The following is a 12,882-nucleotide window of genomic DNA, read 5'->3' on the forward strand; positions in this document are numbered from 1 at the left end:
GTGCTCAGCAGCCTCCGTGATCGTGTCCTGCCTGATCATCAGCGGCGCTCCCTGGAGGAGCTGGAGGAGGACCTGGACCTGTCGGCGGGGGACCGGCGCTCGAAGCAGTCGGCGTTCTGGACGATGCTGGTCCTGGCGGCGGTGATCGCGGCCGCCGGGGTGCTGACGGACTCCACGGCCACCGTGATCGGCGCGATGATCATCGCGCCGCTGTCGACGCCGATCATGGGGATCGCGCTCGGCGCGGTGCAGCGCCGCAGGTCGACGGCGGTCCTGTTCGTGACCGGCGGCGGACTGCTGGTGGTGGCGATCGGCGCGCTGGCCTCGCTGGTGGTGCCCGCCTCGTACGACCTGCTGTCGGACAGTCAGATCTCCAGCCGCACCTCGCCGGGGCTGCTGGACCTGGTGGCCGCGCTCGCCACGGGCTTCGCCGGGGCCGTGGCCCTCTCCCGCCGGGACGTCGCGGCGGTCCTGCCCGGGGTGGCGATCGCGATCTCGCTGGTGCCGCCGCTGGTGGTGACCGGCGTCTGCGCCGGGCAGGGGGCGTGGTGGCTGGCCCTGGGTTCCTTCGTGCTCTTCGTGTCCAACCTGGTGGCCCTGGTGGCGGCCGGTATGGCGGTGTTCGGCGGCCTGGGGTACGCGACGGCGGGCCGGCGGCGCGAGACGGGTTCGGTCCGCCGTACCTACGTGGTGCTCGGGCTGCTGTTCGCCGCGGCCGGACTGGTGCTGGCGGCGAACACCGCGGGCGCCTTGCTGGTCCAGCTGTGGACGACGCGGGCCACGAACGCCACGGCCGACTGGCTGGCGGACTCGCCCGGGGCGTCCGTGGTCAACGTCCAGGCGCACTCGCGCACCCTGTACGTCCAGGTCCGCGCCCCCGCGGACCTGCCACCGGTCGAGTCGCTGCTGGCCGCGCTCCACGGGCAGATCCCGGACGGCGTGCCGGTGGTGGTCACCACCACCGAGGGCCGCCAGATCCAGGCCGGCCGGGTCGGCGACTGAGCCCGCGCCGCGTCCGGAGCGGCACCCCGGGTGGGGGCGGAGGGCCTCCACCCGGGGTGGTGCGGGTCAGCTGACGGTGCGGCAGACCGTTCCGTTGAGGCGGAAGACCGTCGGGGTCGGGTTGGCGCCGTTGTTGGCGCCGACGAAGCCGAAGCTCGCGGTGTTGCCGCCGTTCGGCGCGAGGTGCGCGTTGGAGTCGCCGTTGGTGACACGGACGTGCTGTCCGTCCCCGTGGACGACGGCGTTCCACCAGGAGGTGGCGGACTGCCCGGTGGAGGGCCAGTCGAAGTCGAGCGTCCAGCCGTTGATGTCGGCCGGGCCGAGGTTGCTCACCGCGACGTCGGCGACGAAGCCGTTGCCCCAGCCGGTGGTGACCCGGTAGGTGACGGCGCAGGTGCTGTCGCTCGGCGTGCCGGTGGTGAAGGTCAGCGGCTCGGAGGGCCGGGAGAGGCGCCCGGCCTGGTCCCGGGCCAGGACGTTGACGGTGTGCCGGGAGCCCGGCGGCAGGTTGTGGAGGGTGGCGGTGGTGCCGGTGGACGAGCCGAGCAGTTGGAGGGTGGTGCCGAGCTGCTCGTAGACCTCGTAGCGGTCGACCGCGCCGCCGGCGGCGGGCCAGTCGAGGGCGACGGTGTTGGCGTCCACCGAGGTGGTCCGCGGGGTGCCGGGGGTGCCGACGGTGGCGGCGGAGGAGCCGGTGCCGCTCTTCGGGTGCAGGGTCAGCACGGTGAGGGAGTACGGGGCCAGGGTCACCGAGGTGGCGGTGGCGGTGCCGGTGGCGTCCACCAGGCCGTCGTCGCCGGGCGCCCAGCGCTGGACGGCGGGGGCCGCGGGGCCGGCGGTGAAGCCCAGGTACCGCAGGTCGACGGTGTGCTGGGCGGAGGAGCTCTTGTTGAGCAGCAGGACGCCGAGGTCGCCGTTGGCGCGGAGCACCGCGTGCGAGGAGACGTCCGAGCCGGAGGAGCCGGAGGAGCCCGAGGAGCCGGAGGAGCCCGAGGAGCCGGTGGAGCCCGAGGCGACCATGGTGTCGCCCGGGTCGCCGAGCGCGCCGAGGGCCTTGATGCCGTGGTACGGCGCGAACGGGGTGTTCACCGCCGGTTCGCAGACGCTGCCGGTGCAACTGCCGTTCGACAGCATGCCCATGTCGCCGTAGTCGGTCTCGCCGCCCACGGTGGTGATGGCGCCGGCGCCGTTGTGGGTGTCCCACCAGTCCACGGTGAAGACGCCGTTCTCCAGCGCCGTGCTCATGGCCTCGGCGGCGAACAGGCCGTTGGGGCGGGTGGTGAAGGCGCCGCCGCCGGCGTTGGAGTTCACCTCGGTCATCGCGATGCCGATGCGGGCGGAGTCGGCGCCCGCGTACCGGTCCAGCAGGTCGCGCACTTCGCGGAGCTCGCCGGGCAGTTGCCGCACGGCGGCCAGCGACTGGTCGCCGGTGCTGGTGTTGGGGTACCAGTGGACGCTGACGAAGTCGACGTCGTGGGCGACGGCGGCGAGCACGGTGTGGTTCCAGTCGCCGGTGCCGCCGGCGGCGACGATGCCGTCCGGCCAGTTGCCGGGCATGGTGAGCACCGCGCCGATCTTCACGGTCGGGTCGACGGCCTTCATCGCGGCGGCGTACGCCTTGACCTCGCGGGCGTACTGGTCGGGCGACTTGTCGGCGTGGGTGTCGTTCTCCCAGCCGCTGCCGTAGACGCCGTTGCCGTAGATCTCGTTGCCGATCTCCCAGTACTTCGCCCCGTAGCCCTTGGTGAGGTTGGCGTAGCGGACCCAGTCGGCGGCCTCCTGGGCGGTGCCGGAGCCGTAGTTGGCGATCAGGATCGGCTGGGCGCCGGTGGCCCTGACGGTCCCCATGAAGGCGTCGAAGCCGGTGCCCGGGGCGACGTAGCCGCCGGGCGCGGTGTTGTCGACCCAGTGGTAGATGTCGGAGTAGGAGCCGCCCGGGTAGCGCAGCGCGCCGATCCCGGCGGCCCGGTAGAGGGTGGCCACCTCGGGGTCGTTCATGGCCGAGTCCCAGATGGCGGTGTTGGCGCCGAGCGCGGCGGGGCCGACGGTGCCGAGGCCCGCGCTCGCGTTGATCGTGACCGTGGTGTCCGCGCCGGCGGCCGGGTCGGCCGCGGCGGGGGTGGACAGTGGCAGGGCGGCGGCCGCCAGGACGAGGGCGGCCGAGGCCGTCACGGCGAGGGGGCGGCGGAGCCCGGTGGGTCTCCTGCGGAACAGCATGGGGTGTTCCTCCCGGGTGGGGGACGCCGACCCGGGGCCAGGCCCCGGAGCCGGTCGGTGGACGGAGGACGGTGCGGCGCGGGTGCGCCGCGTCCGGCCGTCGACGACGCGTGCGACGGATGGGGCGTGGGAGCGCTCCCATCATGGGAGGGTGCGTCGGGCATGTCAATCGCCCCGGCGGCTGAGCATACTCAGCTAGACTACTTATGTCGTGCACTTGAGTATCGCGCCCGACCTCGCTATACATACTCGGTATGCAACATGATTCGTTGATCCTTGAGGGCGTCAGTCGGGTGCACGGCAGCGGTGCGGCCGAGGTGTACGCATTGCACGAGGTGGACCTCGCGGTGCACGCGGGGGAGTTCGTGGCGGTGATGGGCCCGTCCGGTTCCGGCAAGTCCACGCTGCTGGCGCTGGCCGGGGGACTGGACCGGCCGACCGGCGGCCGGGTGCTGGTCGAGGGCACGCCGCTGGAGGGGCTGAGCCGCGGCCGGCTGGCCGATGTGCGCCGCCGCTCGGTCGGGTACGTGTTCCAGAACTACAACCTGATCCCGGCGCTGACCGCCGCCGAGAACATCGCGCTGCCGCGGGAGTTGGACGGCTGCTCCGCCCGTACGGCCCGGCGCGAGGCGCTGGCCGCACTGGAGGAGCTGGGCATCGGCGAGCTCGCCGAGCGCTTCCCCGACGCCCTGTCGGGCGGCCAGCAGCAGCGGGTGGCGATCGCCCGCGCGCTGATCGGTGAGCGCCGCCTGGTGCTGGCGGACGAGCCGACCGGCGCGCTGGACTCCGCCACCGGCGAGGCGGTGCTCGGCGTGCTGCGGGCCCGCTGCGACGCGGGGGCGGCGGTGGTGATGGTCACGCACGACCCGGCGCACGCGGCCTGGGCGGACCGGGTGGTCTTCCTGCGCGACGGCCGGATCGTCGACCAGGCGGTGCAGCGGCGGATCACCGACCCGTCCCTGCGCGCGCAGGCCGGGGTGACCCGGTGAGCGCCGGGTCGTGGCGGGTGGCGCTGCGGATCGCCCGCCGGGACGCCTGGCGGGCGCGCGGCCGCAGCGCGCTGGTGGTGGCGATGGTCGCGCTGCCGGTGCTGGGCGTGGCCGGCGCGGACGTGGTGCACCGCAGCGGACAGCTGACCGCGGCCGAGCGCTCGGACCGGCTGATGGGCCGGGCCGACGCGCTGATCGGGGCCTACGCCCCGGGGCGGACGGTCGAGCAGGCGGTCTTCCCCGACGACGGGGTGCGCACCCTGCCGCAGCCGGCGGGCGCCGCGCCGAGCGCCGAGCAGCGCCGCGCGGCGGAGACCGAACCGACCGCGCTGCTGGGCGGGTTGCTCCCGGCGGGCAGCTGGTTGGTGCCGGCCCGCAGCGGGCCGGTGGCGGGGGTGCGGACCCCGGACGGGCTGACGCCGGTCGAGACCTTCGAGGCGGACCTGACCCGGCCCCTGTGGCAGGGGCGGCTGGACCTGGTGGCCGGCCGCGCGCCCGCCGCCCCGCGCGAGGCCGCCGCGACCCGGGAGTTCCTGGCGGAGACCGGGCTGCGGCTGGGGGACACGGTGACCGTCCAGGGGCTGGAGTCCGCGCCGTTCACCCTGACCGGGACGGTGGAACACCCCGGTGACCTGCGCAAGGTCGAACTGGTCGCCCGCCCTGGCGAGTTGTACGGGCAGTTGGACGGCGCCCAGGCCGCCGCGGGCCTCGCGCCGCTCGGCACGCAGGCGGACGAGGCCGCCGCCCGCAAGGCCGCCTGGCTGGTCCAGCTGCCCGCCGGCGCCACGCTCGACTGGGACCGGGTACGGGAGTTGAACCGCTACGGCTACACGCTGGCCGCCCGGCAGGTGGCGCAGAACCCGCCCGCCGCGGCGATGGACCGGCAGGAGGCGATCGGCGCAGCGGACCAGCGCGAGCGCACCGCGATGGCGGCGGCCACCACCGCGGCCCTGGCGCTGCTGGAGGTGACCCTGCTGGCCGGCCCGGCGTTCGCGATCGGCGCCCGGCAGGCCAGGCGCCGGCTCGCCCTGATCGGCGCCGCGGGCGGCCGGCCCGGGCACGTCCGCGCGGTGGTGCTGGGCGGCGGCCTGGTGCTGGGCGCCGTCGGGGCCGGGCTCGGCACGGCGGCCGGCTGCGGCCTGGTGGCACTGCTGCGGCCCTGGATCGAAGGGGCCGGCGGCAGCCGGTTCGGGCACCTGGCGCTGCGTCCGCTCGACCTGGCGCTGATCGCCGCGACCGGCGTGGCGACCGCGCTGCTGGCGGCCCTGGTGCCCGCCGTCCAGGCCGGGCGGCGCGAGGTGCTGGCCGGACTGAACGACCGTGACACCGTCCGCCCGCCCGGCCGCTGGGTGCCGTTGCTCGGGCTGCTGACCGTCGCCGCCGGGGCCGGGCTCGCCCTGTACGGCGCGGTCGCCGGGCAGGCCGGCGGGGAACCGGTGCTCGCCGGGCTGTCCCTGCGCACCCTGTCGGTGCTGGCCGGGGCGGTCACCGCCGAACTCGGGCTGCTGCTGCTCACCCCGTCGCTGCTGGCCCTGTGCGGCCGGCTCGCCGGCCGGCTGCCGCTGGGCCCCAGGCTCGCGCTGCGCGACACCGCCCGGCACCGCTCCCGGACCGCTCCCGCGGTGGCCGCCGTGCTCGCCGCGGTGGCCGGAGCTGTCGCCGTCGGCGTGCACACCACCGGCTCGCAGGTCCAGGACCGGGCCGCCTACCGACTCCAGCGGCCGGTCGACGCCGTCCAGTTGGAGATCCACGGCGACGCGGCGGCCCTGCCCCGGCTGCGCACCGCGCTCGCCCAGGACCTGCCCGGACTCGGCGAACGCGCCGACCTCTACCAGGCGGAGTACCTCTTCTGCGAGGGCTGCCGGGCCACCGTGTACGCGGACGGCGGCCGGCGCTACGGACAGCCCGTCACCAGCCCGGTGACGGTCGGCGACGCGGCCGTCCTGCACAACCTGCTGGAGCTGCGCGACCCGGCCGCCGAGGCCGCGCTCACCGCCGGGAAGGCGGTCGTCACCGACCCCGGCTACCTGCACGACGGGCGGGTGCTGCTGCGGATGCAGGGCGCGAACGGCGCGGTGCGGGAGGAGAGCGTGGCGGGCGTGCTGGTCGAGCAGCCGGCCGACCGGCGCTACGCGCCGCTGGTGCTCGGCCCGCAGACGGTCCGCCGGATGGGGCTGGCGGTCGAGCCGACCGGCTCGATCTGGCTGCCGTCGGCCCCCACCCCGGAGAAGGCCGAGCGGCGGGCCGCCGCCACGGTCGTCCGGCTCGCCCCGTACGCCACCCTGGAGGTGGAACGCGGCTACCGGCCGACCACCGGCCTGACCGGCGTGGCGCTCAGCGCCTTCGCCGCCCTGGTGGTGCTGGGCGCCGCGGTGGTGGCCACCGCGCTGGCCGCCGCCGACGCCCGCCGCGACCGGGCGGTGCTCAGCGCGATCGGCGCCCGGCCGCGTACCCGGCGCACCCTGGCCGGACTGCAGGCCGGTCTGATCGCCTTGCTCGGCGCGGTGCTCGGCACGGTCAGCGGCGCCGTTCCGGCCTTCGCCCTGCTGCGCTCGCGGGCCGCCGGGCAGCCGGGCTCGCCGTCGGTCCACCTCGCCGACGCGCCGTGGCCGACGATCGCCCTGCTGGTCCTGGTACTCCCACTGCTGGCCGGCCTGCTGGGCGCGGCCCGACGGGAGCGCGGCGGGCACCGCTACGGGTGAGCGGGCACCGAGCGGTGGGCGGTGGGGGGGTGTGTGCATTGGCCCGGATAGGACGTCCGGCGGTATATGTAGTCCCATGACCGAACGTGCGATGCAGGAGTCCACCCTGCTGCTGCTCACCGCCCTCGCCGACGCCCCCCGGCACGGATACGCGCTGATCGGCGAGGTCGACGCGATCTCCGGGGGGCGGGTACGGATGCGCACCGGCACGCTCTACGGAGCCCTCGACCGGCTGCTCCAGCAGGAGCTGATCGAGATCGCCGCCGAGGAGGTGGTCGACGGGCGGGCCCGCCGCACCTACGCCCTCACCGCCGCCGGGCGCGAGGTCCTGGCCGTCGAGGCCGAACGGCTGCGCACCGTCGCCGCCGAGGCGCAGCGCCGCCTCGGCACCGCGGCGGTCCGCCCGCGCGGGGCCGGCGCGTGACCGCCCGTACGGCGGCGCTGCGCACCGCCCTCGCGCTCTACCCGGCCGGCTACCGCCGCGAGCGCGGCGCCGAACTCGCCGAGGTGTTCACCGACACCACGGCCGGCGCCGGGCCGCTGGCCTGCGCCCGGGAGACGTTCGACCTCGCCGCGTACGGCCTGCGGCTGCGCACCGGCGTGGCCGCCACCGCCGTCGGCGGGCGGCTGCTGGCCGCCACCGCACCGCTGCTGGCCGGCGCGCTGGCGGGGCTGGTGGCCCTGCCCGGCCTCGCCGACCCGCGCACCCGCGAAGTGCGGGTCGCCGCCCGGGCGGGCCTCGCCGCACCCTGGGCCGAACTGCCCGGCCACCTCGCCGTGCTCGGCCTGACCGTGGTCCCCGTCCTGCTGGCCGCGGCGGCCGCGCTCGGCGCCTGGCGGGCGGTCCGGACGCTCGCCCTCGGGACGGCCCTGCTCGGCACGGTGCGGATCGGCCTGCTGGCCGCCGGTGAGCCGGACGGCTGGCTGCTGATGTACGGCGCCACCGCGCTGCTGCCGTACCTGCTCGGCGGCGTGCTGCTGACCGCCGCCCCGCCCGACCTGCTGGAGCGGCCGGACCGGCGCTCCCGGCTGCTGGTGCTCGCCGGCCTGGCGGCCGGCTTCGCGCTGACGCGGGCCCAGGGCGGCTACGACACGCGGTACCTGATGGACGGCTGGTGGCCGCTCGCGCTGCTGGTGCTGCCGGCGCTGCTCGCGGCCGTGTGCACGGCCCGCGGCCGGCTGCGCACCGCCGCCGCCGGGGTCGCGGTGCTGCCGCTGACCGCCTCCTTCAGCCTGTTCAGCCTGTGGGAGCAGGCGGGCGGGGTGTTCCGGCTGCTGCCCGGGGCCGCGGCCGTCGCGGTGGTGGTGGCCGCGGTGGCCGTCGCGGCCCGGCGGTGGACGGGCGGTCGGCCACGCCGGATGGCCGGGTGACCGGGTAGCCGGTGGGCGGCCCGCCGCGGGGGCGGGATTCCTGGCGTCATGGGTCTGGTGCTGTTCCGTGGGCGGCTGCTAGACATTGGTTACACGTGTAACTGATGGCACGTGCAACCACCCCCACCCCATGGAGTCGACCCCGCGTGAGAACCTCCAGATCGCTCCCGCTCGCCGCCGTCCTGCTCTCCCTCGCCGCGCTCGGCCCGGTCGGCCCCGCGGCGGCCGAGTCGGCGGCCGAGTCCGCGGCCGGGCCCGCGGCCCCCGCCCGGCCGCTGCGGATCCTGCTGTCGAACGACGACGGCTACGACGCCCCGGGCATCCGTGCCGTGTACGAGCGGCTGACCGCCGCCGGGCGCGAGGTGACGATCGTCGCGCCGCTGCACAACGCCAGCGGATCCGGGACCAGGGTCACCCTGCCGCCCGTCCTGGCGGTCGAGCACCCGGAGCCGCGGGTCTGGGCCGTCGACGGCACCCCCGGTGACGCGGTGCTCTTCGGGCTGCGCCAGGTCTTCGCCGGCCGCGCGCCGGACCTGGTGGTCTCGGGCACCAACTTCGGCCCCAACTACGGCGGCATCGCCAACCACTCCGGTACGGTGGGCGCCGCCGTCGCCGCCCTGGAGAGCGGCGTTCCGGCGATCGCCGTGAGCACCGACCTCGACCCGGCGGCCGGGCCGCAGCCGACGCTGAACGCGATGCGCCCGACCGCCGAGTTCGCCGCCCGGCTGATCGACCGGCTCCGGGGTGGCGCCAAGTCCCGCGGCCTGCTGCCGCCGGGCGTCGGACTGAACGTCAACTACCCGGTGATCGGCGACGGCACCGGCACCCCGGCCGGCGTGTCGGTCACCACCCAGGACGCCCAGCCCGTGCTGGTCCCCGACTTCGCCGACCGGGGCGACGGCACCTGGAAGGTCACCGTCTCGTACGCCCCGCGCACCCCCGCCAGGGGCTCCGACCTGGCCGCGCTGGGCGAGGGCCGGATCTCGGTCGCGCCGATGAGCGCCGACTGGAACGTCGGCCCGGCCGACTTCGCCGGCGCTGCCGCGCGACTCGCCGGCCTGCGCCCGTAGCGGCTGCCGCCGGGCCCGGGTCGCGGTCCCGGCCGGGGCCCGGCGGCGTGCGGCTGACCCTCGCTCAATTGGTCCATACCCCTTGTATTGGTCCAGACCTATTGACGGGACTTGCCGCCCCTTTCTACGATCCGGTCCGGCACACCCCCACATGTCCCCACCTCACCCAGAGCCGGGCGTCACGCCCCCACGCGTCGGTCATGCCCATGACGCTCGGCGGGAAGGGAGCACAGCATGTTCCGCGCATCGCAGGTGAACCGGATCAGTCATGCCGAGAACCGACCAGTGGCGCTGAGGCGTTCACTCGCCGGAGTCAGCGCCGCCGCCGTCATCGCCGCGGGCCTCGCCGTCACCGGCTCGGTCACGGCCGGCGCCGCCGTCCCCAACCTGGTGTCCAACGCCGGCTTCGAGGACGGGCTCTCCGGCTGGACCTGCACCGGTGGTTCCGGCGCGGTCGTCGGCAGCCCGGTCCACGGCGGCACCTCCGCGCTGAAGGCGACCCCGTCCGGCCAGGACTCCGCGCAGTGCAGCCAGACCATCAGCGTGCAGCCCAACTCCCAGTACACGCTCAGCGCCTACGTGCAGGGCAGCTACGTCTACCTGGGTGCCACCGGCACCGGCGTCAACGCCTCCACCTGGACGCCGAGCAACGCCTCGTACGGGCAGCTCAGCGTCGCCTTCACCACCGGGGCGAGCACCACCTCGGTGACCGTCTTCGTGCACGGCTGGTACGGCCAGCCCGCGTACTACGCGGACGACCTCTCGCTCACCGGCCCCGGCGGCACCAGCCCCTCGCCGAGCACCAGCACCAGCGCGAGCCCGTCCACCAGCGCCAGCCCGTCGACCAGCGCCTCGCCGAGCACGAGCACCAGCGCCAGCCCGTCCAGCAGCACCTCGACCAGCCCCTCCCCGACCGGCACGGGCACCGAGACCTGCGCCACCAAGCCCAAGCCGGCCGGCAAGGTCCTCCAGGGCTACTGGGAGAACTGGGACGGCGCCTCCAACGGCGTGCACCCGGGCATGGGCTGGGTGCCCATCACGGACAGCCGGATCGCCGCGCACGGCTACAACGTCATCAACGCCGCGTTCCCGGTGATCCTCTCCGACGGCACCGTCCTGTGGCAGGACGGCATGGACGCGGGCGTCAAGGTCTCCACCCCCGCCGAGATGTGCCAGGCCAAGGCGGCCGGCGCGACGCTGCTGATGTCGATCGGCGGCGCCGCCGCGGGCATCGACCTGAGCTCCAGCACCGTGGCCGACAAGTTCGTGGCGACCGTCGTCCCGATCCTGAAGAAGTACAACTTCGACGGCATCGACATCGACATCGAGACCGGCCTGTCCGGCAGCGGCAGCATCGGCACGCTGTCCGCCTCGCAGTCCAACCTGATCCGCATCATCGACGGCGTCCTCGCCCAGATGCCGGCCGGCTTCGGCCTCACCATGGCGCCGGAGACCGCGTACGTCACCGGCGGCAGCGTCACCTACGGCTCGATCTGGGGCGCGTACCTGCCGATCATCAAGAAGTACGTCGACAACGGCCGCCTGTGGTGGCTGAACATGCAGTACTACAACGGCAGCATGTACGGCTGCTCCGGCGACTCCTACTCCGCCGGCACCGTCCAGGGCTTCACCGCCCAGACCACCTGCCTCAACAACGGCCTGACCATCCAGGGCACCACCATCAAGGTGCCGTACGACAAGCAGGTGCCCGGCCTGCCGGCCCAGCCGGGTGCGGGCGGCGGCTACATGGCGCCGAGCCTGGTCAGCCAGGCGTACAGCTCCTACAGCGGCCAGCTGAAGGGTCTGATGACCTGGTCGATCAACTGGGACGGCTCCAAGGGCTGGACCTTCGGCGACAACGTGAAGTCCCTCCAGGGCCGTTGATCGCAGGCGGTCACCGCTGAACAGCCGTGCCCCGGGCCCAGGCCCGGGGCACGGCTGCGTGCCGCGTGGCTACAGGTGCAGGTCGACCACCAGCGGCCGGTGGTCCGAGACCGCGGCCCTGGGGGCCCGCGCGGGGGCGGTACCGGGCAGCACCGGGCCGGCGGCGAGGACGTGGTCGAGCTGGACGCGCGGGCGGTGCGCCGGGAAGGTCCGGACCCGGGCCAGTGCGCGCCAGGGGGAGCGGGGCCGTGACGGGCGGAGCAGTTCGGCCGCGCCCAGCACGGCGGCGGGGAGCGGCCCGGCGAGGTTGAGGTCGCCCAGCAGGAGGTGCGGCCGGGGCAGGTCGGCGATCCACCGGCGCACGGCGAGGAGTTGGAGGACGTTCCACCCCGGGACGAACGACAGGTGCAGCGCCACCGCGGTGAACGGGCCGCGCGGCCCCGCCAGCACGGCGGCCAGGGCGGCCCGCGGATGGTCGCGGACCACGGTGAGGCCGGCCCGTCCGGCCAGCGGCAGCGGAACGGCCAGCGGCGGCGCGGGGAACCGCCGGGAGTGCCAGCTCAGCACCGGGAGCCGGGAGAGCAGCGCGATGCCGTGCGAGGGGAGGTCGCCGTCGTGGCCCCCGTCGTGCGGGCCGTGCACCCGCAGCCCGGGTTCGGCGGGGTCGCGGGCCCAGGTCCGGCCCGGCAGGGCGCGGGCGTGGAAGGCGGAGGCGTAGCGCCAGTCGGCGGCGCCGGTGGCCTCGGCGACCGCCCGGGCCTGGTCGAGGCGGCCGGAGCGGGGTTGGCGGCGGTCGAGCTCCTGCAGGGCCAGTACGTCGGCGTCCAGCGCGGCGACGGCGTCGACCAGCGGGCCGGCGGTGGCGGGTTCGGGGCCCGGGAGCCGTCGCCCGTGCAGGACGTTGAAGGTCGCGACGCGTACCCGAGGGGAGCCGGTCATCGTCCGACGGTACACCGGCGTCCGGCCGGCCGATGACGGGAGGTCAGCCAGCGTCGGGTGGCCGGCCAGCGGCGGGTGGCCGGCCGGTGACGGGCCGCCGCGTCATCAGCGCCGACGAGCACGGTGCCGCGGCCGGACGATGACGAGTGGTCCATCGATGACGGCCGGTCAGTCGGCGGCGTTCAAGCGGTCGATGACGGTCGGTCAGTCGCCGGGGTGCGGGGGGTGGGCATCGATCTCGGCCCAGACCGTCTTGCCGTCGGTGTGCGGCTGAGCGCCCCAGCGGGTGGCGGCGCGTTCGACGATGAAGAGGCCGTGGCCGCCCGGCAGGCCGGGGCGGTGCGGCCGGCGGGGTTCGGGGAGGTCGGTCGACCGGTCGCGGACCTCGATCCGCAGGCGGCTCGCGGAGGCGTCGAGGACGAGGTCCACCGGGCCGCCGGCGTGCAGCATCGCGTTGGCGACCAGTTCGGCGACCAGCAGCACGATGTCGTCGGCACCGGCGCCGCCGGTCGGCCACGACCAGTCGGCGACGGCCTCCGCGGTGTACGCCCGGGCGCGGGCGACGGGCTTGGGCAGACCGGCCAGGTGCAGGCGTCGGCGCTGGCCGCCGGATGGCAGCGTGGGGCCGGTGCCCGGCCGGTCGCCGTGGAGGGCGGCCCGGCTGGTCGTCATGGGCGGTCCCCCTTTCGGTGTCGGCGCGGTGGTCGT

The 12,882-nt window shown here is 75.7% G+C and carries 10 protein-coding genes; 7 read left to right on the plus strand and 3 right to left on the minus strand.

Annotated elements, in window-relative coordinates; all coding sequences use genetic code 11:
* Window positions 1-1,002 (plus strand): DUF389 domain-containing protein, encoded by a 1,002-nt coding sequence (locus ACGFX4_RS03735; protein ID WP_393069935.1) that lies wholly within the window; start codon window positions 1-3, stop codon window positions 1,000-1,002.
* A gap of 66 nt (window positions 1,003-1,068) precedes the next feature.
* Here the strand turns inward: ACGFX4_RS03735 and ACGFX4_RS03740 are convergent, their stop codons facing one another.
* On the minus strand, window positions 1,069-3,219 hold the full coding sequence (locus tag ACGFX4_RS03740) for a cellulose binding domain-containing protein (protein WP_393069937.1): 2,151 nt from the start codon (window positions 3,217-3,219) through the stop codon (window positions 1,069-1,071).
* Window positions 3,220-3,473: 254 nt separating this feature from the next.
* On the opposite strand from ACGFX4_RS03740, the gene ACGFX4_RS03745 reads away from it, so the two are divergent.
* The 6 genes from ACGFX4_RS03745 to ACGFX4_RS03770 all read left to right on the plus strand — a co-directional run bounded on the left by ACGFX4_RS03745 (window position 3,474) and on the right by ACGFX4_RS03770 (window position 11,235).
* Entirely contained in the window at window positions 3,474-4,208 is a 735-nt protein-coding gene (locus tag ACGFX4_RS03745; RefSeq protein ID WP_393069939.1) for an ABC transporter ATP-binding protein, read from the plus strand.
* The gene (locus ACGFX4_RS03750; protein WP_393069941.1) at window positions 4,205-6,910 is read left to right on the plus strand and encodes an FtsX-like permease family protein; all 2,706 of its coding nucleotides are present in this window, start codon (window positions 4,205-4,207) and stop codon (window positions 6,908-6,910) included. Before ACGFX4_RS03745 ends, ACGFX4_RS03750 begins: the two co-directional genes overlap by 4 nt.
* A gap of 76 nt (window positions 6,911-6,986) precedes the next feature.
* The gene (locus ACGFX4_RS03755; RefSeq protein WP_393069943.1) at window positions 6,987-7,334 is read left to right on the plus strand and encodes a PadR family transcriptional regulator; all 348 of its coding nucleotides are present in this window, start codon (window positions 6,987-6,989) and stop codon (window positions 7,332-7,334) included.
* Window positions 7,331-8,281, plus strand: a complete 951-nt coding sequence (locus tag ACGFX4_RS03760; protein WP_393069945.1) for a hypothetical protein — start codon at window positions 7,331-7,333, stop codon at window positions 8,279-8,281. Before ACGFX4_RS03755 ends, ACGFX4_RS03760 begins: the two co-directional genes overlap by 4 nt.
* A 146-nt stretch (window positions 8,282-8,427) precedes the next feature.
* Window positions 8,428-9,351, plus strand: a complete 924-nt coding sequence (gene surE / locus ACGFX4_RS03765) for a 5'/3'-nucleotidase SurE (protein WP_393069947.1) — start codon at window positions 8,428-8,430, stop codon at window positions 9,349-9,351.
* A gap of 234 nt (window positions 9,352-9,585) precedes the next feature.
* Entirely contained in the window at window positions 9,586-11,235 is a 1,650-nt protein-coding gene (locus tag ACGFX4_RS03770; RefSeq protein WP_393069948.1) for a carbohydrate binding domain-containing protein, read from the plus strand.
* Between the two features lie 69 nt (window positions 11,236-11,304).
* On the opposite strand, the gene ACGFX4_RS03775 is transcribed toward ACGFX4_RS03770, so the two are convergent.
* Window positions 11,305-12,174, minus strand: a complete 870-nt coding sequence (locus ACGFX4_RS03775) for an endonuclease/exonuclease/phosphatase family protein (RefSeq protein ID WP_393069950.1) — start codon at window positions 12,172-12,174, stop codon at window positions 11,305-11,307.
* 204 nt (window positions 12,175-12,378) lie between these two features.
* Complete coding sequence (locus tag ACGFX4_RS03780; protein WP_393069952.1) at window positions 12,379-12,846, minus strand: ATP-binding protein; 468 nt, start codon at window positions 12,844-12,846, stop codon at window positions 12,379-12,381.
* Window positions 12,847-12,882 lie beyond the last annotated feature (36 nt).

It is taken from the genome of Kitasatospora sp. NPDC048365 (genome assembly GCF_043200835.1).
GTDB lineage: Bacteria > Actinomycetota > Actinomycetes > Streptomycetales > Streptomycetaceae > Kitasatospora > Kitasatospora terrestris.